21 protein-coding genes and 4 tRNA genes are annotated in these 20,287 nt (G+C 47.9%); 14 read left to right on the forward strand and 11 right to left on the reverse strand.

Features of this window, described 5'->3' with window-relative positions; genetic code table 11:
- Window positions 1–11: 11 nt before the first annotated feature.
- Window positions 12–359 carry a HopJ type III effector protein gene (locus B076_RS0106415; protein WP_028486591.1) on the reverse strand — a complete coding sequence of 116 codons (348 nt, stop codon included), beginning with the start codon at window positions 357–359 and terminating at the stop codon, window positions 12–14.
- Between the two features lie 23 nt (window positions 360–382).
- The gene (locus B076_RS12295) at window positions 383–1,828 is read right to left on the reverse strand and encodes an FGGY-family carbohydrate kinase (protein ID WP_051347221.1); all 1,446 of its coding nucleotides are present in this window, start codon (window positions 1,826–1,828) and stop codon (window positions 383–385) included.
- A 270-nt stretch (window positions 1,829–2,098) separates the two neighbouring features.
- Between B076_RS12295 and B076_RS0106425 the strand changes: the two genes are divergently transcribed.
- Genes B076_RS0106425 through yjgA form a run of 3 tightly spaced genes read left to right on the forward strand, consistent with a single transcriptional unit; the run spans window position 2,099 to window position 5,681 of the window.
- The gene (locus tag B076_RS0106425; protein WP_028486592.1) at window positions 2,099–3,058 is read left to right on the forward strand and encodes a cell division protein ZipA; all 960 of its coding nucleotides are present in this window, start codon (window positions 2,099–2,101) and stop codon (window positions 3,056–3,058) included.
- Window positions 3,059–3,118: 60 nt separating this feature from the next.
- Entirely contained in the window at window positions 3,119–5,143 is a 2,025-nt protein-coding gene (ligA, locus tag B076_RS0106430; RefSeq protein WP_038150462.1) for an NAD-dependent DNA ligase LigA, read from the forward strand.
- Window positions 5,136–5,681, forward strand: a complete 546-nt coding sequence (gene yjgA / locus B076_RS0106435) for a ribosome biogenesis factor YjgA (RefSeq protein ID WP_028486594.1) — start codon at window positions 5,136–5,138, stop codon at window positions 5,679–5,681. Before ligA ends, yjgA begins: the two co-directional genes overlap by 8 nt.
- Window positions 5,682–5,752: 71 nt before the next feature.
- Here yjgA and B076_RS0106440 read toward each other — a convergent pair whose 3' ends face one another.
- The 5 genes from B076_RS0106440 to B076_RS0106460 all read right to left on the reverse strand — a co-directional run bounded on the left by B076_RS0106440 (window position 5,753) and on the right by B076_RS0106460 (window position 8,767).
- Window positions 5,753–6,643, reverse strand: a complete 891-nt coding sequence (locus tag B076_RS0106440; RefSeq protein ID WP_028486595.1) for a DMT family transporter — start codon at window positions 6,641–6,643, stop codon at window positions 5,753–5,755.
- A gap of 99 nt (window positions 6,644–6,742) precedes the next feature.
- Window positions 6,743–7,237, reverse strand: coding sequence for an asparaginase domain-containing protein (locus B076_RS0106445; protein WP_028486596.1), 495 nt, complete (start codon window positions 7,235–7,237; stop codon window positions 6,743–6,745).
- 43 nt (window positions 7,238–7,280) lie between these two features.
- Window positions 7,281–7,742, reverse strand: coding sequence for a transcriptional repressor LexA (lexA, locus tag B076_RS0106450; protein ID WP_028486597.1), 462 nt, complete (start codon window positions 7,740–7,742; stop codon window positions 7,281–7,283).
- A gap of 35 nt (window positions 7,743–7,777) precedes the next feature.
- On the reverse strand, window positions 7,778–8,077 hold the full coding sequence (locus B076_RS0106455; RefSeq protein ID WP_028486598.1) for a YciI family protein: 300 nt from the start codon (window positions 8,075–8,077) through the stop codon (window positions 7,778–7,780).
- 72 nt (window positions 8,078–8,149) lie between these two features.
- A complete protein-coding gene (locus B076_RS0106460; protein WP_028486599.1) occupies window positions 8,150–8,767 on the reverse strand; it encodes a septation protein A in 618 nt (205 codons plus the stop codon).
- 183 nt (window positions 8,768–8,950) lie between these two features.
- Here B076_RS0106460 and B076_RS0106465 point away from each other — a divergent pair, with 183 nt between their 5' ends.
- The 4 genes from B076_RS0106465 to rluB all read left to right on the forward strand — a co-directional run bounded on the left by B076_RS0106465 (window position 8,951) and on the right by rluB (window position 12,122).
- Window positions 8,951–9,823: a PHP domain-containing protein gene (locus tag B076_RS0106465; protein WP_028486600.1), complete on the forward strand. Its 873-nt coding sequence runs from the start codon at window positions 8,951–8,953 to the stop codon at window positions 9,821–9,823.
- A 119-nt stretch (window positions 9,824–9,942) separates the two neighbouring features.
- On the forward strand, window positions 9,943–10,566 hold the full coding sequence (locus tag B076_RS0106470; RefSeq protein WP_028486601.1) for an L-threonylcarbamoyladenylate synthase: 624 nt from the start codon (window positions 9,943–9,945) through the stop codon (window positions 10,564–10,566).
- Window positions 10,563–11,219: a site-2 protease family protein gene (locus B076_RS0106475; protein WP_028486602.1), complete on the forward strand. Its 657-nt coding sequence runs from the start codon at window positions 10,563–10,565 to the stop codon at window positions 11,217–11,219. The genes B076_RS0106470 and B076_RS0106475 overlap by 4 nt, the downstream gene beginning before the upstream one ends.
- A 27-nt stretch (window positions 11,220–11,246) precedes the next feature.
- A complete protein-coding gene (gene rluB, locus B076_RS0106480) occupies window positions 11,247–12,122 on the forward strand; it encodes a 23S rRNA pseudouridine(2605) synthase RluB (RefSeq protein ID WP_038150463.1) in 876 nt (291 codons plus the stop codon).
- Between the two features lie 165 nt (window positions 12,123–12,287).
- Here the strand turns inward: rluB and B076_RS12300 are convergent, their stop codons facing one another.
- The gene (locus B076_RS12300) at window positions 12,288–12,917 is read right to left on the reverse strand and encodes a hypothetical protein (RefSeq protein ID WP_051347222.1); all 630 of its coding nucleotides are present in this window, start codon (window positions 12,915–12,917) and stop codon (window positions 12,288–12,290) included.
- Window positions 12,918–12,985: 68 nt separating this feature from the next.
- Window positions 12,986–13,420 (reverse strand): YqaA family protein, encoded by a 435-nt coding sequence (locus B076_RS0106490; protein ID WP_245566332.1) that lies wholly within the window; start codon window positions 13,418–13,420, stop codon window positions 12,986–12,988.
- A 42-nt stretch (window positions 13,421–13,462) separates the two neighbouring features.
- Between B076_RS0106490 and B076_RS12305 the strand changes: the two genes are divergently transcribed.
- Window positions 13,463–13,978 carry a ribonuclease H family protein gene (locus B076_RS12305; protein WP_051347223.1) on the forward strand — a complete coding sequence of 172 codons (516 nt, stop codon included), beginning with the start codon at window positions 13,463–13,465 and terminating at the stop codon, window positions 13,976–13,978.
- Between the two features lie 60 nt (window positions 13,979–14,038).
- Here B076_RS12305 and B076_RS0106500 read toward each other — a convergent pair whose 3' ends face one another.
- Both B076_RS0106500 and B076_RS12310 read right to left on the reverse strand, forming a co-directional pair.
- A complete protein-coding gene (locus B076_RS0106500) occupies window positions 14,039–14,254 on the reverse strand; it encodes a SlyX family protein (protein WP_028486605.1) in 216 nt (71 codons plus the stop codon).
- A gap of 59 nt (window positions 14,255–14,313) precedes the next feature.
- The gene (locus B076_RS12310; RefSeq protein ID WP_051347372.1) at window positions 14,314–16,143 is read right to left on the reverse strand and encodes a M61 family metallopeptidase; all 1,830 of its coding nucleotides are present in this window, start codon (window positions 16,141–16,143) and stop codon (window positions 14,314–14,316) included.
- Between the two features lie 269 nt (window positions 16,144–16,412).
- On the opposite strand from B076_RS12310, the gene gltX reads away from it, so the two are divergent.
- The 6 genes from gltX to gnd all read left to right on the forward strand — a co-directional run bounded on the left by gltX (window position 16,413) and on the right by gnd (window position 20,286).
- Window positions 16,413–17,822, forward strand: a complete 1,410-nt coding sequence (gene gltX, locus B076_RS0106510) for a glutamate--tRNA ligase (protein WP_028486606.1) — start codon at window positions 16,413–16,415, stop codon at window positions 17,820–17,822.
- Window positions 17,823–18,109: 287 nt separating this feature from the next.
- Window positions 18,110–18,185, forward strand: a tRNA-Ala gene (locus tag B076_RS0106515).
- Between the two features lie 91 nt (window positions 18,186–18,276).
- Window positions 18,277–18,352: transfer RNA gene (locus B076_RS0106520), tRNA-Glu, on the forward strand.
- Window positions 18,353–18,356: 4 nt separating this feature from the next.
- A tRNA-Gly gene (locus B076_RS0106525) sits at window positions 18,357–18,431 on the forward strand.
- Window positions 18,432–18,532: 101 nt separating this feature from the next.
- Window positions 18,533–18,608 (forward strand) — tRNA-Glu (locus tag B076_RS0106530).
- Window positions 18,609–18,837: 229 nt separating this feature from the next.
- Window positions 18,838–20,286, forward strand: a complete 1,449-nt coding sequence (gnd, locus tag B076_RS0106535) for a decarboxylating NADP(+)-dependent phosphogluconate dehydrogenase (RefSeq protein ID WP_028486607.1) — start codon at window positions 18,838–18,840, stop codon at window positions 20,284–20,286.
- The last annotated feature ends 1 nt before the right edge of the window (window position 20,287 follow it).

Here is a 20,287-nt window from a genome sequence, read left to right on the forward strand (position 1 = left end):
TTATAGATTTATTACTTTTTAAGTAAAGCCTCACCCTCAAACTGCACACCTTTCCATCCGCTGCGGATGAAATTACGAATATTCAGATGATCTTCTTTCTCAGGGTGTTGCAAAACATCTTTCGTGTAATAGTCACCAAAAGCGTTTAATGTCGCCTGCTCAGTCAAACCATGCATTTTTGCAAAAGCAAAAATCTTACAGGAACCGTTGTTGGTGTTCGCCTCATTAACCGTATCACCGTTCACAAATCGGACTGGACTAAATTCATACTCATTTTCAATAACTTGCATGACGATTTTAAAGTCGACTGGGCCTTGGTTAAGAGCCTTGATCAGTGAATCTGTTGTTAGATATTCCATTCTAGTTCCTTAATATCTTTAAATTATTCTGTATAAAACTCGGAAACCAACCGGGTAACTCCGTAAGCTGCATCGAGCGATTGTGGAGAACGGTGCGTGACCGGAAGATAAGAACGTCTCAGGCACTGCCAAAGTACATTATGACTGCCTCCTCCCACACAGTATAAAGCCTTAAGTCGGCTAGCTCCCAATGTTTGCAGCCGATTATAGCCGAGTTCTTCCACATAGGAGAGCCCCTGTAACAAACTCAACAGAAATTCGGCTTTCTGTTCAACAGTGCTTCCTTTATCCGGAGCAGGCAAAGGGAGCTGCCCCTGAAAATCGGCATCGGCGATAGGAAAGCGTTCACCCGGACTCAACAATGGATAGCAATCTGTCGAATAAAGGTGACCACACTCCTTTTCGGGATGATGGTCAAACCACCAGCGCACCAATTGTTTGATTTCGTCTAAGGAAAAATAATTCAATAACACCGCACCACCGCTATTTGACGCTCCTCCCACCAGCCAGTGGTCCCCGAGTTTATGGCTGTAAATGCCATATTCAGCATTGAAGATAGGCTTATCGGAGATCATCTTGATGGCGATGGTGGAGCCCAACGAGGTGACGGCTTCTCCCGACTCGGAAGCCCCGGACGCCAAGAAGCCGGCAACACTGTCGGTGGTACCGGCATGCACCAGAACGGTTTCAGGCAGCTTGAACTGTTTTGCCGTTTTCTTAGCGATCGTACCCAGCACCGTTCCCGGTTTAACCACTTCGGGCAAATCGATCTGTACACCCTGTTTTTCGGAAGCATCCGCCAATACGGCTCGCACCCACTCCGGCCATTGCTGCAATTGCGAATCGTAACCGAGCTTCAGGGCGTTGTTCTCATCGGTTGACGTGAGGTGACCGAGCAAGATGGCATTGATGAAATCCACCTGATGGCAGATATGCGTTGTCTCCGCCGGCCTTTCAGATTCCGATTCAAGCATAAACAGCACCTTGGCCAGAGTGCTATTCGCCCCCAGGGCACCGCTTTCAACGCCTAACTGTTTGATTTTTTTAGATATAAGCTGAGCTTGGCTTTTCGCCTGCTGATCGTCATACATCAACGCATCGGTAAGCGCATAACCGTTACGGTCGCATAACAACACGGTCGAAGAGGTGGCATCGGCCACGATATGACCAATCTGGCTCCACGATTCACAAACAGAAAGTTCCGACAATAAATCAATTAACGCCTTTTCCCAAACCAAAGAGGATTGGACACTTCGACCACTTGCAAACTCCTTACACGGTGCAGGCATGGGCACCGATGCGCTGTATACAACCTCTGAATAGTCGAGGCTTTCAGCATGATTGTCCCGTGTGGATTCGTCACAGCCTTTGGCACGCACAATGACACCTCGCATACCACTGGTGCCGATATCCAACCCTAGAATAAGAGGCGAGTCACAACCAGATGCATCATACTTGCTCGATTTCATTAACTGATTTCTCCATTTCTGTGCCTCAGCACTATCCCAACAGCCAAAGCATATAAACACAGAAGCTCAGGCGTTTTTCTATAATTTGATTTAAACAAAGACTTGCGGATTCTTTTATTTCAAGGTATTGACCACAATATTTAGCATGATTTTAACTGACTTTAAGTAGAAATTCTGGGGCTATAAAAGGTACAATCTTCTTTATTGACTTTAATTCTCTGTTGAATCAGAGAGAGACCAGGTTTAAGCGCATATTCCGGAGCCGTTTTCATGAATGAGTTACAGCAAGTTTTGCTGGTGTTTGCAGTGATTGTCATTGCGGTGTTGTATTTTTTGAGCAAAAAGCGACAAACAAAACCAAAAGATCAAACCAGTCAAACCAACCCTGTTTCGACTTCAACCCAACCCGATTCAACAAACCAGGACTCTCATTCAAAACTGGAGGCTTCCCTAGCCTTAAATTCACTGGGTGAATCACACGCGGCGCTTTCCGAGCAAACCGAAGCACGTTTGAACATTCAAGAACCCGACGTTCCGGAAAACCAGACTAGCCTGCCGTTTGGTGATGAATTCACGACTGAGGCCGCCTATGAACAGTCTCAGCCTTTAACCGATCAAGCCGATTCCAACCCTGCAGATGAAGAACTTCACAGCAGCGACCAAAAGGGACCGAAACACCACGTTTTGGAAGTGGAAGAGCTTTACACGCTGGATGAAGTCGGCGCAGGCGCTGCAACCGAGCCCAAGGTAAACTTTGGCATTCCTGAGGAAAAAGAAGGGGTATCGCCAGGCGTATCAAAAGGTGAAAAAACCGAACCGCAAATCTTTGCCTTACTGGTTTTGAGCACGGGCGGATCCGGACAGGAGTTTTCGATGGATACGGTTCATCAGGCCTTATTGGGAGTTGGCTTGTCCCTATCCGCTAACCAAATTTATGTCACCACCGACAGCAAAGGCAACGAAATCATCCGCGTGGCCAACATTCTCGAACCCGGTACCTTTCCAAGTGAAAACCTGCAGAGTTATAGCACGCCGGGCATAGCACTGATACTTGAACTTCCTGCCAGCGTTCGTGCACCCGCTGCCATGCATGACCTGATCATGATGGCTCGTAAGGTTTCTCAGCGCCTGAATGGACGACTTTATAATATGGAACGCCATCTTATTAAAGAATCCGACCTGCAAGCAATGCGTGATGCCGCCGTTGAGTACGAATCTGAACCCCTTTAACTTTCCTGCCCCGGACGGCTTTCTCCGGGGAGTTTACACGCCAATTAATACTACTCGCCAATGAACTCAATAGAACAACAAATCCAAGCGTTACGTGACGAGATTGCCCAGCACAATTATGCCTACTATGTGCTGGACGATCCGCAAATCAGTGATCCCCAGTATGATGCCTTGTATCATCAACTGGTAGAATTGGAAAAAGCCAATCCGCAATACATTACGCCAGACTCTCCGACCCAAAGGGTAGGGGATCAGCCTCTGGCGGGATTCAAGTCGGTCAAACATGCGGTACCGATGTTCTCGCTTGACAATGCATTCAGTCAAGATGACCTCGGCAACTTCCACAAACGCCTGCACGAACGTTTGCCGTCTTTGAGCGAAATAGAATACGCCGCCGAACCCAAAATGGATGGTCTTGCCATTAACCTGCGTTATGAACATGGGAAACTGATTCAGGCCACCACACGCGGAGACGGCACCACCGGTGAAGATGTCACGCACAATGTGCGCACCATCCAGTCGATTCCCCTTTGCTTGATTGGACGCGGCTGGCCTGAGGTGTTGGAAGTACGCGGAGAGGTGTTCATGAGCAAGCAAACCTTTGAACAGCTCAATCAAAAACAGCTTGAAAAAGGCGATAAAGCCTTTGCCAATCCACGTAATGCGGCGGCCGGCACCCTTAGGCAATTGGACCCCAAAATCAGCGCACAACGCCATTTGAGCTTTTATCTTTATGGCTGGGGAGAAATCAGTTCCGACTGGCCACTGCCTCAAAAATACAGTGAAGTTATTCAACAGCTTAGAACCTGGGGACTCCCAACCAACCCGGATGCAGAGGTGGTTGTCGGCGACCAGGGCATGCAGCGATACTATGACAAACTGCAAGCCAAACGGGTTGATTTGCCCTATGAAATCGACGGCATCGTCTATAAACTCAATGCCATAGACCATTATCACGAACTCGGTTTTACCGCGAAAGCGCCACGCTGGGCAATCGCCCGTAAATTTCCCGCCGAGGAAGTATGGACTGAACTTCTGGACATTGAGATACAAGTGGGCCGAACCGGCGCACTGACACCGGTCGCAAGATTGCAGCCTGTTGCGGTTGGCGGTGTCACCGTATCGAACGCGACCCTGCACAACCAGGATGAAATCATTCGTAAAGACGTGCGTATTGGCGACACCGTCATCGTCCGCCGCGCTGGAGATGTCATTCCTGAAGTGGTGGGGCCGGTATTGAGCAAGCGCACCGAGCATGTCCGCTGTTTTGCGATGCCGTCTCACTGCCCGGTCTGTCATTCGGAGGTCATCAAGGAACACGACAAAGCTGTCTATCGCTGCAGTGGCGGTTTGTTTTGTCCGGCTCAGCGTAAACGCGCCCTGCAACATTTCGTGTCGCGTAAAGCTCTGGATATCCAAGGGCTGGGAGATAAGTTGATCGAACAACTGATCGATGTCGGCTGGGTCAAACACCCGGACGACCTTTTCAAACTCACCGTTGAGCGACTCAGCCAACTGGAGAGAATGGCTGAAAAATCCGCACAGAATGTGGTCGATGCAATCCAAAACGCTAAGGAAACGACTCTGGCACGCTTCATCTATTGCCTCGGCATTCCGGAAGTGGGAGAAGTCACCGCCAAGAATCTGGCCAACCATTTTCAATCGTTCGAAAAGCTGATGCAAGCTCATGCCGAGCAACTGATTGCAGTCAAGGATGTCGGAGAGATTGTTGCTGAAAACATCGAAACTTTTTTTAAACAAGCCCATAATCTAGAGGTGATCGAGGGCTTGCTGCAAGCCGGCATTCACTGGCCAGTACCGCAAGTGGCTGCCGTTTCAGCGGACTCGCCCTTTACCGGCAAAGTGGTGGTGTTAACAGGCAGCTTACAACAAGGAAGTCGCACTCAAGCCAAACAAAAGCTGGAAGCGCTTGGCGCAACCGTAACCGGAAGTGTCTCCGCCAAGACAGACTTTGTCATCGCCGGAGAGAAAGCTGGCTCTAAACTGACTAAAGCGCAAGCGCTTGGAGTCACGGTATTAACTGAACAAGATTGGCTTACAATGATGGGAGAGAACAATGGTTAGACCACGCAATGTCAACCGCACCAAAGCGGATACAAACATTCCCGATTGGGAGCAAGAGGAATTCGGAAGCCGCACCCAAATCAAGAAAGCCGCGCAAGCGGTCACCGATTTAGGTGAAAAACTCGCAGAAATGACCGAATCAGAAATCAAAAAAATGCAACTGCCCGCCGAGTTTGAGCAAGCAATTTTGATGCTTAAAACAATGGACAAGGGGCCGGCCATCAAACGTCAAAAACTGTTTGTCGGCAAGCTCTTACGTCAAAATGAAGACCTGATTATTGAAATCAAAGAAAAACTGGCTGAAAAAGAAGCGCGCGCCAAACAGCAGAACGCTCATTTCCAGAAACTTGAAAAGTGGCGCGACCGCTTGATTGAAGAAGGCGATGAAGCGCTCAGCGAATTCACTGAGCATTATCCTCAGGTAGATCGTCAGCAATTACGTCAGTGGATTCGCAACGCGCAGAAAGAGCAAAATGAAAATAAGCCGCCCAAGTCCGCACGCCTGCTGTTCAAGTATTTACGTGGCCTGGAATGGTAAGCACCGTCTGAAAGCACATCAGAAATGGGCAGGCCTGCCCATTTTCACCCACTCCCAAAATTCATTTTCTTTTATAATCTCGCTTTGTTACGCAAAAATCCCCTAAAACGCCATTCGAAGATAACCAAGCCAAATACCACCAACGCGGTACCGAACCACACACTTGCATTCAAAACCTCATCATTGAGAAAATGGCCCAATAAAATCGCAAATACCGGAGTAATCACCGGAATCAACGCCACCTTGATGGCTTCAACATTCTTCAACAAATAGAAGTACAGCAAGAAACCGAGCACCGAACCGATGCTCGCGGCATACAAAATTGCTCCGCTCTCTCTAAGTCCCAGTTCCGGCCAGTGAAACAGGGTTTCTGGGGCAATCATAAAATGCCCCAAGACGCTAAACCACAAAGCCCCCACCACCACATGTATGGCCGACAATTGATGGTTCATGCGTTTTACCAATACGGTACCAAAGGAATGGAAAGTAACCGACATCAGGGCTACCAGAATCGCCATTACTTGCAGTTGGGCATGGTGCTGTTTCAAATTTGGTGCAAAAATAATGAATAGGCCAAGCAAACTAATGACTACCCCCAGGGTTTTTTTCAGGGTCAAACGGCTATCTGGCAGACAAAAATGCGCCAGAAGCCCTGTAACCACCGGGGTGAGTGCAAACACGATTGCAATCCATCCGGATGGCAGATATTGGGACGCCCAGTACATGCAAGTCAAGCCTCCTAGAATCGGAATACTGGCTGCGACGTAGACCTTAAGGGCAGCGGGCTTAAATGAAAAACCCGAATTTGACCGCCACAACAAAAACGGCAAAATGAGCAGGGCACCCAAAGCAGTGCGTGAGGCCACGCCAAACAACCAATCGGTCTGCCCACTCCATTTAATCGCCAACGGTGTGGTCGTCCAAATTAAGACAATGCCAATATAAGCAAGGATGATTTTCATTTAAAAACTCAGAGAAGGCTTAAAGAAGCAGGCCGGGTATTAGGGAAAAGATGGATGCAAAGAGCAGGACTCAAAACGCTAAGGCAATCGAGGGTGCCGTCAAAGCGTTTCAAATATTCCGGCGCTTAGGTTTTTCTTAACCTGATCGGCTCGGAACAAACGGCCATTCATGGCGATGAAGACCCCCGATCCAGCGATTTGTGCCGCCATCAGCGCGGATCCCATATTAAAACTGGCATCCGATTGGCTCAGTCGATAAGGCCGCATGGCACCGGTCAACACAATGGTTTTATCAGACAACTTGCTGTTGTGTTGCAGTGCCTTTGCGGTTTCCACCATAGTATCGGTGCCATGCGTAATCACAATATGATTTTCCGGGCAAACTTCGCAGGCCAGGTTAATCTTACGACGATCCTCTTCGGTCATCTGCAAGCTGTCTTTCTCGAACAATACCTCAACCGTCAGAGCCAAGCCGCAGCGCGCTTCTTCCAGAAGAGAGGGAATACAGCTGGCTGGAAAGGTTAATTCACCGCTAATCGGGTCATAATCCTTATCCAGGGTTCCACCGGTTACGAATAGATGAACTGGAAACATCCTGATCCTTTAAGGTGCATGAAGACTCATTACAATGGCTAACTTACGGCTGTCTTAAAATACCGGTGACAATTCCCAATATCTCAATTTCATCATTGGTGAGGATGATTGGTTCCATCTCGGGATTGGCAGGCTGAAGACGCACACCGCTTTTTTCGATATAAATCTTCTTCATGGTGACTTCTTCATTATTGATGCGCACCACAACCGACTCCCCGTTTTCCGCACTGGAACGCCGTTCGATAATGACAATGTCGCCATCCTCGATGTTTTCGTCGCGCATTGAATTGCCTTTGACACGCAACGCAAAGGTTTCTTTTTTGACCATTGAAGAGGGCACAGTGACCGTATCATAGTCCAACTCCATCTGTATCGGATCTCCGGCCGAAGTCCAGCCCAACACCGGAATTTCAACCAATTCCTCTTCGAGCCACTCCAGCGGATCGGCCGACTGAAAAGAGAGTTTTTGATTGCGCTTGGGAACTAAATACGACAGGTTGCTCATGCTTTCACACCTCAAGGTCAAAAATCAAAATCGGATTAGGGCAAAACTTGTTTAAAGGGTTTGACAATGACTTTCTCATAGACGCCCGCCTTAATATAGGGATCGCTGTCTGCCCACTGCTGGGCTTTTTCCAAGGAGTCAAACTCTGCCACAATCAGACTACCAGAAAAACCTTCATCGCCAGGCTTGGGGCAGTCCATTGCCGGGTTGGGCCCGGCCAAAACCAGTTTTCCCGCTTCATTCAATGCCTTTAAGCGTGCCACATGATCAGGCCGTGCTTTCGCTCTTAAAGGCAAGCTGTCGGCAACATCAAAGGCAAAAATAGAATATAACATCATCGGTTCCTTTCAACTCAAGAGGCTTAATTTAGGCTTATTTAAAGATATCTTATCATGGGTGAACAGGGCTTATCGGTCCTGTTTTTTATCTTTGGCAGACTCTGAAGAGTCATGGGGATCCACTCCATCCAGCAGTTCATTGGCTTCCGCTTTTGAATCCGACTCTTGAATGTAACGGCTGATATAAACCCCTTGCAAAATGATAAACACCAGTGTCATTCCCATCAGACCGAATAATTTAAAATCGACCCAGGTATCGGTATCGTAATTGAACGCCACATACAGATTGACCACCCCTGAAAACACGAAAAACACCATCCACATGAAACTCAGTCTAATCCATACCAAATCCGGCAGATGAATCGCTTGATCCATCATCCTGCGGATAATAGGTTTACTGCCAATGAAATGGCTTCCTAAAAAGACCAGCGCGAAGCCCCAGTTGACGATGGTCGGCTTCCATTTTATGAAATCCTCATCTTGCAAAATCAGCGTCAAGCCGCCTAAAACCAAAATCAAGGCAAGCGTAATCAAGTGAATTTTCTCAACACGCTTGTGCTTAAGATAGACATACCCCACTTGCAGGATTGTTGCCACGATAATGACGGCGGTGGCGACATAGATACCTTGTAATTTATAGGCAATGAAAAACAGAACAACGGGGAACAGGTCAAATAATAGTTTCATGAATCACTTTGGTTAACTTAAATTATCGGTTAAAGTGTCTTCCACGCCAGAAAGACAAAGATAATGAGGATTCTAGCCGTGTTTAGGACAGATTAAAAGCGGGCGTCGGTAAAAGAATCATTTTTGTCAGAGATTTTTAATCCAACCTCATTCAAACCCACTTAAAAAATACAAACGAATTCCATGAAAGTTGATTTTCACTGCCATACCACCGCCTCCGATGGGGCCTTAACGCCCAGCCAATTAATCGAACTGGCTGTGCAGCACCAGATTGAACAGCTTGCCATCACCGATCATGACACCACCGCAGGTTATGAGTCAGCCCGAAACCAGCAGGCCTGTCAAGAAAGCCTGAAACTGATCAGCGGAGTGGAAATCTCCTGTCAATGGCAAGGGCACACCATCCACATCGTAGGCCTGGATTTTGACTGCGAAAACAAAACGTTACAAGCAGGTCTTGAACATATTCGCGACTTGCGCCGGACACGAGCCGAAGCCATCTTAAACAAGTTAAGCGCACGCCCCAACTTCAGCCAACACAACCTCCCAAAGCTGCTTGAACAACAAGTTGGGGAAGGCATTGTGGGCCGTGGCCATTTTGCTCAGCTTTTGATTCAACTTGGCTATGTCAAAAACAGCCAGCAGGCCTTCGACCGCTACCTAAAAAGAGGTCGGGTAGGATTTGTAAAAAGCGAATGGCCAGAACTCGAGCAGGTTGTAAACTGGATCACACAAGCCGGAGGAATCGCAATCATTGCGCATCCGGCAATCTATAAATTCACCAGCAACAAACTGAATCGACTCATTCAGGACTTTAAATCGGCCGGCGGCCAGGGCATTGAGGTGATTAATCAGCCACGATCCTCGTCCGACAGCATTGGCATGGCCGAGCGCGCGCAACGTTTTGGGCTACTGGCTTCAAAAGGTTCCGATTTCCATAGACCGGAACATACGTGGCGAGGATTAGGCTGGTTGGCTCCTTTGCCTGCCCAGTGTGATCCAGTCTGGCATCATTTCAACCACGCCTCCACCCCGTCATCTCATCAACCTTCTTAGCGAATCACTTAGTGGTATAATATTGAGTTGAATGACTTAATCCTAAAGGCTTGGATGAGTATGTCATTCAGTTCGAAGTCATCAATGCTTAACCAAATAGAAAGTGCAGAGTAAATAACGTGCGTAAAGAGTGCCAGTATATTTCTGTCCATCCGGACAACCCGCAACCTAGATTGTTAGCGCAAGTCGTTGAAATACTAGACAAAGGGGGAGTGATCGCCTATCCGACCGAGTCAGGGTATGCACTGGGCTGTCTGCTCGACAACAGTGAAGGGGCAAAACGCATCAAAGCCATTCGTGGCCTGGATGACAGCCACAACCTCACACTGGTCTGCCGCGACTTGAGCAATCTCTCTGAATACGCCAAGGTTGGCAACACCCAGTTTCGTTATCTGAAGAGCCATCTACCTGGACCCTATACGTTTATTTTACCGGCTAGCCGAGAAGTCCCGCGCCGTTTGCAGAACCCTAAACGCAAAACCATTGGTTTAAGAGTCACCCCCAATATTGTCGCTAATGCCGTTCTGGCTTATTTCGACAAGCCGCTGCTCAGCTCGACCCTGATCATGCCCGGTGATCAACACCCGATGACAGACGGCTGGAGCATACGAGAAGATTTGGGTCATGCTCTGGATGCGGTACTCGATGGCGGCTTCAGTGGCTATGAACCGACTACGATCATCGACTTCACTGATGATGAACCTGTGTTGATCCGTCAGGGTCAAGGAGTCTATACAGAGTGAACGAACTCACCCTGATACAGAAAATAGCGGTCTGGGCGATACCGGTAATGTTCGCCATCACCGTGCATGAGGTTGCCCATGGCTGGGCGGCTTCGCGCTTGGGTGACCAAACCGCACGAATGCTGGGTCGTTTGACTCTGAATCCGTTCAAACACATAGACCCGATTGGCACCGTGGTTGTGCCTCTGTTACTGCTGACCTTGGGCGGCTTCGTTTTCGGCTGGGCCAAAGCGGTACCGGTGAATGCACAAAATTTCAAACGCCCCCGTCACGATATGGCCTGGGTGGCGATGGCCGGCCCTTCATCCAATTTGATTATGGCCATTTTCTGGGCATTCATTGCCAAACTCGGCATGCTGTTGCAAATCAACGCACCGGATGTGGCGACTTTTATGATATACAGCGGCATGGCCGGAGTGAGCATCAATCTGATTTTGCTTGTTTTGAACCTGCTTCCCATTCCACCACTGGACGGCAGTCATGTAGTGTCGGCTATGCTTCCCCCAAAACTGGCTTGGCAGTACAACCGCATTGCTCCGTTTGGGTTCTTTATTTTACTGGGTCTCATGGTGATGGGTTTATTGTCCCCGATCTTGATTGGCCCTTACACTTTTTTACAGCAATTCATTTACGGCTTAGTGGGGCTCCACTGAGTTTACAATGAGCACTAGAGCATTTTTATGAGTCAAGTACCCGGCGAAAAATTACAGAAAATCTTAGCCAGAGCAGGTTATGGATCGCGTCGATCCGTAGAAAGCATGATCTCTTTAGGCAAGGTCAAAATCAACGGCCGTACCGCCACACTCGGAGATCGGGCAACCGAAGACGACCAGATCAAAGTCAATGAACAGCTTGTCAAACAGACACGATTGGCCAAACAGCCGACCCAGGTGATTTTATACAACAAGCCGGAAGGGCGGGTGTGTACACGTAATGACGAGAAAGGACGCGACACCATATTCACCCAGCTACCCAGAATTTTCAATGGCCGCTGGATCAGCATCGGGCGTCTCGACCTTAACACCAGCGGTCTGCTGATTCTGACCAATAACGGTGAATTGGCCAACCGCCTGGCCCATCCCTCCTACGAAGTCGAACGTGAATACATGGTAAGGGTGTTTGGAGAAGTCGAAGACTCGGTGATCAAAAAGCTCAAAGAAGGTGTTGTTCTTGAGGACGGTCCTGCCAAATTCGAGAAAATCAGCCGACTGAAGTCCGATGACGAATCCATGAACAACTGGTTCAGAGTCACCATCAAAGAAGGCCGAAACCGTGAAGTGCGACGCATGTGGGAATCCCAAGGGGTTCAGGTCAGTCGTCTGCAACGTGTACGTTATGGTGATTTCCAAATGCCTAGAAACCTACGTAAGGGCAAGACCGAGCCGTTGACATGGAAACAGATCAATCAACTGTTGAAAAGTGTGGATCTGCCGGAAGAAGCTCGCCCTGACCAGAGAACCGCCGCTCCGACCAAGAAAACCTTTGTGAAAAATTCACGTTCCGCCAAACGCGCCATCAGCGGTAAAAAACGTACTATTCATGATTTGAGCAAATGAAATCAAGCCTTAAACATCCTTGTAAAGCCTGCGCAAAAACCACATTACCATCAAACCGCCCCAGTCCAAAACTTGGCTACGGCTTAATGTGAATTAATGTGACTAATACCTCAAAAATGGGCAGGCCTGTCGGTCTAGAGTTAAAAGCTAAGCTAGCTTTCGGCTCTAGAGTGTGTCGGTTTCTTCCAGCTTATCCAAGTCTAGGGTTTTGACAATATCCAAATCTTGAACCCAAATAATCTCACTGGAATAGTCTCCCTTGTCATGTCGGGAAATTGAAGTTTTCCAGAACCATCCATCTTTGCCTTGCACATTGACCAACTTACCAACCAAATGAATGATATCGCCGGTTTTAACCTGTTTGATACTTTCCCGCACCTCATCGTTGGCTGGTATCAGATGGGTATTCGCGGTTTGACCGATAATTTCATAGTTGCGCATGCGAGCGGTCTCGGAATGCCAGGAATACCAACGTAAGTTCTGACGGAATTCAAATTGATCAACTATTTCCTGGTCGGACATAGAGCGCCACCCAAGCACAAAATCCACCGGAGAAATTTCTGAAGCACGATCCAGATAATAAGGTTCCTGCCGCAGGACTTTGGCCTGGATCTCAAACTCGGCGACTGGCGTTAAGATGTGCTCTTTATAGGTAAACGGTTCGGCATAAGCTACCGTGTACTGGGTTGGCTCCGAGTAGGCTTCAACACCAGGCTTGAGGTGCACGACTTCAGCAGGCTTGAAATAAGACCACGCAAAATAGGCCAAGATAGCTATTACAATCAGAATTTTCATAATCTTATTCTAGCACTCGTCAATACAGTTTGATTAAAAATGATTTTACTGCTAAACCTAAGCCCAATTCAAAAAAACATGATCCACTGCAGCATCCCCAATACAATTGCATAACGTATGCCTTTTCCAATGAACACCAGCGTTACAAACAAAGCAAAATGCACACGCATGATGCCCGCAAGAAAGGTCAGTAAATCTCCAAAAACCGGAGCCCAGGCAAACAACAAGGACCACACGCCATAACGTTGGAACCAATGTTGACCCTTTTGCAGTTTATCACCTTTAAACGGAAACCAACTACGATCCTGAAAATGCAGAAAATAACGACCAAGCGCATAATTGAAAACCGAGCCCAATGTATTTCCCAATGTGGCCACACACCATAAAAGCAAAAGATCATGACCCGAGGCCGCTAATGCGGTCAACAACACTTCAGAGGCTGCCGGTAACAAGGTAGCGGCCAGAAAAGAAACCAAAAATAAGCTAAAATATACGTCCATCATCCCTAAACCATGCTTAAAAGGTCATTTAAAACCCAATTTCGTATGCCACAACTTAACAGCGCCAGCTCAATTTACCAAACCTCAACAGACAGTCTGCGCGTCTATACCGACGGAAGCTACCATGCCCAGCAAAACCTTGGAGGTTGGGGAGTGGTCATCATTGATGCACATCAAAAGGTATGGCAATACTCTGGCTGCAAACGCCACACGTCAAGCCTGGAAATGGAATTGACTGCGGCGGTATTCGCTTTGCAACAGCTTGTCGATGATTCGGTTTCTGCTAAAAACATCAGCTTGTATACCGATTCCAAAATCCTTCTGGAAGGGCTTGAATATAAAATCGAACATTATCGTCGGCAAAACTGGATTCACAAATCCGGCAGGCCTGTTGAATCTCGAGAGTTGTGGTTGCGTCTGCAACATCTCAGCCAGAGCTTGCCGGTTTCAATCAATTGGGTAAAAGGGCATGCCCGAAATCCAGGCAACCTAATGGCAGACGCCTTAGCCAGAAAAGCCTTATTGACTTCGTGCCACACTCGCCAATCAGATAACAACTAAATAGAGCCTGCCTTACTGGTGAGCGATATTTAAAGTGCATACCCACACAGCAGTGCGCTTTTAATAATGGGGTGGCGGTGACTCCTGACCGGGGTCTTTGATCGACTCTTCCCTCAAGGTTTTAAGGTATTCCGACAGAAGCCTTAACTGGGTTTTCAAGGTTTGAATCTCTTGATGCTGTTCCGCAACGGTTTTTTGTAGAGCTTCAAGGGTGTCGTCCTGAAACGCCTGTGTGACTTCTATGGCGTGTAATTTATCCTGCAATTCTTCTGTCATCTGTTTAAAGCCTTTAATCCGATATTCCCATTATTTCACTTGCAACCTAACTCAAATCGTCAGGCCGTCTTATTCTGCTGGCTATCATCCAACAGCAGCCAGGCACTTTGGCTCTCTGCATTGAGCTGCAATTCAACCCGGTCATGGAGCGCAGGCTGAAGTTCAATTTGGGCCTGCCTTAACTCATCCCGTCTAAAATAATGACAACTCCAACTGACCGAGGTGTTTTGCAGGTTGATACGTTTCAACTGTTTTTCAATCACCGAAGACGAAGCGGTCTTAAGGCCGTTAAGGGCAAGAATCTCATCGCCCGCCGCCAAACCCGCTTGATAAGCGGCCTGACCTTGCCAAACATGAGTGACCTTAACCGTTTGGTGTTCAGTGTCCGCCAGATTAGCACCCAAATGAGCCGGTAACAGCGATCCTTGGGCTTCACCGCCTTTATCGGTCAAACTGGTCGGTGCGCGCAAACCGAAGCTCACCCCCTCCAAAGGAAGCCAATCTGCAAAAGGCAGGTCTTGTGTGCCATATAGATAATTCTCAAAAAATTCACTCAAGTCCAATCCGCTGACCTGTGAACAGATAGACTCTATCTCATACTCTTCTAACCCCTGGCCCGTTTGACCGTAGTGATTCCAAAGATGAAGCAAAACATCATCCAGCGATTTACGATTTTGAGTGTGCTGACGAATCGTCAAATCCAATCCCAAAGCGATCAAACTGCCCTTGGTGTAATAGCTGATGATGGCGTTGGGCGCGTTTTCATCTTGCTGATAAAACTTTGTCCAGGTCAACCAACTCGATTCTGCAGCCGATTGCTTGAAACGGCCTGGCATGCGGTAAACCCGGGTCATCTGTTCAGCCAGCACCTTAAGGTACTGTTGAGCATCGATAATGCCGGCGCGCAATAGAATAAGGGCATCGTAATAGGACGTAATGCCCTCAAACCACCATAACTGATTGGTGTAGGCCGGTTCTTTCAGATCCGATTGCTGATAAACTTTCGGCTGAATGCGTTTGACGTTCCATAAATGGAAATATTCATGGCTACACAGCTCCAAAAACTGTAAATAGCCTTCGGTGGCTTCTTCCATGCCAACATAAGGCAAGTCGTCGCGACTGCACATCAACGCGGTAGAGTTACGATGTTCCAAGCCGCCATAATCACTTCCGGTGACCATCACCTGAAACAGGTAACTTTCCATGGGGGCTTCACCCCCAAACAACCTGATTTCCGTTTCACAGATTTTAATCAAATCTTGCTTAAGTCTCTGTGTATCTATATTGAACAGGCCTGTCAAAACCATCCGGTGAGGAATGCCGCAGGCTTCAAAATGAATTTCGGTATAGGTGCCCATTTCAAAGGGGTAATCAATTAAGGCCGCATAATCCTCGGCCTCATACAAACCATAACCCCGATCATCAACCGATAGGGCGGGCATGCCCGTTGCCACACGCCAATCTTGATTGACGCAAAATTCAGTCGACAACAACTCCAAAGTGCACGCTTGCTGCTCCTGACCGTCTACCCCTAAAAATACAGAAGTGCCATTGAAAAAACCGTGTGTCTCATCAAAGTGAGCGCCTCTTACCGACAGATCCCATGCGTACACTTTATATGACAAGACCACCGGCGCTCCGTCACTGGCAAACTGCCAGGTTGATTTATCGAGCGAGACCAATTCCACGTGCTGACCGGATTGTGTGTTGGCGCGCACTTCAATCAAATGTTTGGCAAAATCGCGAATCAAATAACTGCCAGGAATCCAATTGGGCAGTGATACGGTCTGCACCGGAGTGGCGGGCTGGGAAATCGTCAGGGTGACTTCATACAGATGGCCTTTGGGATCGGCTGGGGAGAGGGTATAGTGAATAGGGCTAAGTTTCATGAATGGATTCTCGACTTTTCTGGGTGACATTAACGTTTCGACACTGCTTAGAGTTGGCTTATTTGCACAAAGCATCCTTTCAACGCCGCCACGTTGAAACAGCTCGTGGCTTAGTATAAAGCAGGGGTCACCTTGGGTTAAAGATTCCGCGCGCTTTATTTTTTGAATGGTTTGCCATCAAATCATAAAGGACTGCATCTAGTCGTGAGATTTATACCCTGAAGGTTTATAATGTCGCTTTATTTCAGATTACACCTTAAGGATACCTTGTGATTCGTACTCGATTTGCTCCCAGCCCGACAGGCTACTTACATATTGGTGGGGTGAGAACCGCCCTGTTTTCATGGTTATACGCTAAAAAGCTTGGCGGCGAGTTCATCCTCAGAATTGAAGACACCGATCTGGAACGCTCTACACAGGAATCGGTCAATGCGATTTTAGAGGGCATGAGCTGGCTAGGACTGGACTATGACCAAGGGCCGTTTTACCAAACGCATCGTTTTGAGCGTTACAAAGAAGTCATCGACTTATTATTTGAAAAAGGTCTGGCTTATTATTGTTACGCCACGCCGGAAGAACTGGATGAAATGCGCGAAGCTCAAAAGGCGGCCGGAGAAAAACCACGCTACGATGGCCGTTACCGCAACTTTAACGGAGAAGCACCGGAAGGCATTAAGCCCGTCATCCGCTTTAAAAACCCGGAAGAGGGTGAAGTGGTGATCAACGATCAGGTCAAAGGTAAAGTCGTCATTGCCAATAAGGAACTGGATGATTTGATCATTGCACGTTCCGACGGCACGCCTACCTACAACCTGACGGTTGTCGTTGATGATTGGGATATGGGTGTGACACATGTCATCCGCGGGGATGACCACTTGAACAATACACCCAGACAGATCAACCTCTATGAAGCGATTGGTGCGGAAGTGCCTAAGTTCTCTCACATCCCCATGGTGCTCGGAGAAGACGGTAGCCGGCTGTCGAAACGACACGGTGCAGTCAGTGTATTGCAATACAAGGAGCAAGGCTTCTTGCCTGAAGCTTTGTTGAATTACTTGGTTCGACTAGGCTGGTCATATGGTGACCAAGAAATCTTCACCATCGACCAAATGATCGAGTTCTTTGATCTGGATTCGGTCAATAGCTCGCCTTCGACATTTAACACCGAAAAGCTGACCTGGATCAATGAACAGCACATCAAGATGGCCAAACCAGAGCATCTATCCCGTCATTTGGCACCCTTTGTCACCGAACTGGGCTGCGACTTGAATAACGGGCCGGATTTGGCGGACGTAGCGGACCTTCTTCGTGATCGTGCCAAGACTTTTATCGAAATGGCGAATTCCGCGACCTATTTCTATCAAGATTTTGAGGAATTCGAAGCCGGGGCCGCCAAGAAACACTTGCGTCCGGTGGCTGAAGAGCCTCTGCAATTGCTATTCAATAAATTGCAAAGCTTGGATAATTGGCAGAGCGAAACCATTCACGAAGCCATCCAAGCCGCTGCTGAAGAGCTGGAGCTAGGCATGGGAAAAGTAGGCATGCCTCTGCGAGTAGCCATCACCGGGGGAGGGCAATCGCCTGCTATTGACGCCACAGCACAGCTGATTGGACAAAAACGCTGTCTGGAACGCATTAAAATGGCGTTGGCTTTTATTGAGAAGCGTAAAGAAGGGTAACAGGCTTCTTGCTTCAATGAAGGAGGTTGTGCATTCAACCTCCTTTTTTATGACCAAACTTTTTCACCACACCGAACTTTCACATAGTTCAAAGATCAATTTTAAGCATTTCTCGTCATAAAAAGCGGGACTGTTTACTCGAAACCCACCCCCACAACCTATAAATCAAGCACTTACCAAAGTCCGCATTCTGACAGGCCTGTCAATGACAAAAAAGTGTCATGTTTTTTTAAATAAATGCTTGACCATCGCCGCCAACTCTATATAATACGCATCCATCAGCTCGAGGGGCTATAGCTCAGCTGGGAGAGCGCAACACTGGCAGTGTTGAGGTCAGCGGTTCGATCCCGCTTAGCTCCACCAAAGTTGATAAAATCCATGATTTATTATGGTGATATTAAATCGAAGAAATTCGATTTTGACTTTTACATTTTAAAGTCGCATTTATTAATGCGTCCCGTTCGTCTAGAGGCCTAGGACACGGCCCTTTCACGGCTGTAACAGGGGTTCGACTCCCCTACGGGACGCCACTATGCGGGAATAGCTCAGCGGTAGAGCACAACCTTGCCAAGGTTGGGGTCGCGAGTTCGATCCTCGTTTCCCGCTCCATTTTTAGATTGGTTCATTTGATGTGCTTCTAGGTCAGTACACGAATTCAGTTGAGCAAATCGCTTGTTGAAATACAAGCTGAATGAATTTCATTCAAATCTGTCCCGTTCGTCTAGAGGCCTAGGACACGGCCCTTTCACGGCTGTAACAGGGGTTCGACTCCCCTACGGGACGCCACATTTTAAAGCCCACCTTATGGTGGGTTTTTTTATTTCTGGCGTTTGAATTTTCCCGCTGTTACACTATTTATATCAGCGCAATGTCTGCCTGACTCTCTTTTCTACACCGTCGTAGTCTCAACAATCTCTCTTCTTGATAATTAGTGCTAAAAACGATTTTTGCAATCGTATTTTCACATACATTGGTTACAATGAAGTTTTACTCACATTACTTTTCAGGGGTGCTTATGTCGCAAGCAGATATCGGACTCATTGGCCTTGCAGTCATGGGACAAAACTTGGTTCTTAATATGGCCGATCACGGTTTTTCGGTCTCGGTATTCAATCGTAGCCCCGAAAAAACAAGGGATTTTTTATCGGGCGAGGCGGTTAACAAGTCGATTATCGGCACCTATTCATTAGCAGAATTTGTTGGATCCCTCAAAGCACCCCGCAAAGTCATGCTGATGGTCAAGGCCGGCGAAGTGGTCGATGCTTTCATAGAGCAGCTATTACCCTTGCTCGACAAGGGAGACATCATCATTGACGGCGGCAATTCTCTTTATACTGACTCGACAAGAAGAACTCAGGAGCTTGCAGAAAAAGGCTTCTTGTTCATAGGCACTGGCGTATCAGGTGGAGAAGAGGGCGCACGCAACGGCCCATCCATCATGCCCGGCGGAAATCAGCAGGCCTGGTCAGCGGTCAAGCCTATTTTTCAGGCGATTTCAGCCAAAGCCGATCAACAACCCTGCTGTGACTGGGTAGGAGACGGCGGTGCCGGCCATTATGTCAAAATGGTTCATAACGGCATTGAATACGGCGACATGCAGTTGATTTCAGAAGCCTATCAATTAATGCGCGAAGGCTTGGGCATGAGCGCCGAGGAATGTCATGAAACCTTTGCGCAGTGGAACCAAGGAGTGCTCGATTCATACCTGATTGAAATCACCGCCGACATCCTCACATTCAAGGATACCGATGGGAACCCTCTGATTGACAAAATTCTGGATGCAGCCGGTCAAAAGGGAACTGGTAAATGGACCGGCATCAGCTCACTGGAAATGGGCGTGCCCTTAACGTTGATTACCGAATCGGTATACGCACGCTGCCTGTCTGCCTTAAAAGACGAACGTGTCACCGCTTCCAAAATCTATCCACGTGCTTCTCAGCCAAGCGATGCAAATCGAACCGAGGTTTTACAGGCGATTCATGATGCGCTCTATGCCTCAAAAATCATCTCTTACACACAAGGCTATATGCTCATGAAAGAGGCGGCCAAAGAATTTGGCTGGGATTTGAATTACGGTGGCATCGCACTGATGTGGCGCGGCGGCTGCATTATTCGCAGCACCTTCCTCGGCGAAATTAAACGCGCCTACGATGAAGCTCCTGAACTCCAGAACCTGCTTCAGGACAACTTTTTTGAACAGGCAATCAAAACCAGTGAAGCCAACTGGCGCAAGGCGATTATTTTCGGGATCCAGCAGAGTATCCCAACACCAGCATTAAGCTCAGCTTTGGCCTTTTTTGACGGCTATCGTAGCGAAAAGGTCTCGGCCAATATGTTGCAAGCTCAACGTGATTATTTTGGTGCCCATACTTATGAACGTATCGATGCCCCAAGGGGGGAGCGCTTTCATACGGACTGGATTCAATCGGGCGGCAAGATCAGCTCCACGAGCTATGAGGTTTAAT

It is taken from the genome of Thiomicrorhabdus chilensis DSM 12352 (genome assembly GCF_000483485.1).
Classification (GTDB): Bacteria; Pseudomonadota; Gammaproteobacteria; order Thiomicrospirales; family Thiomicrospiraceae; genus Thiomicrorhabdus; species Thiomicrorhabdus chilensis.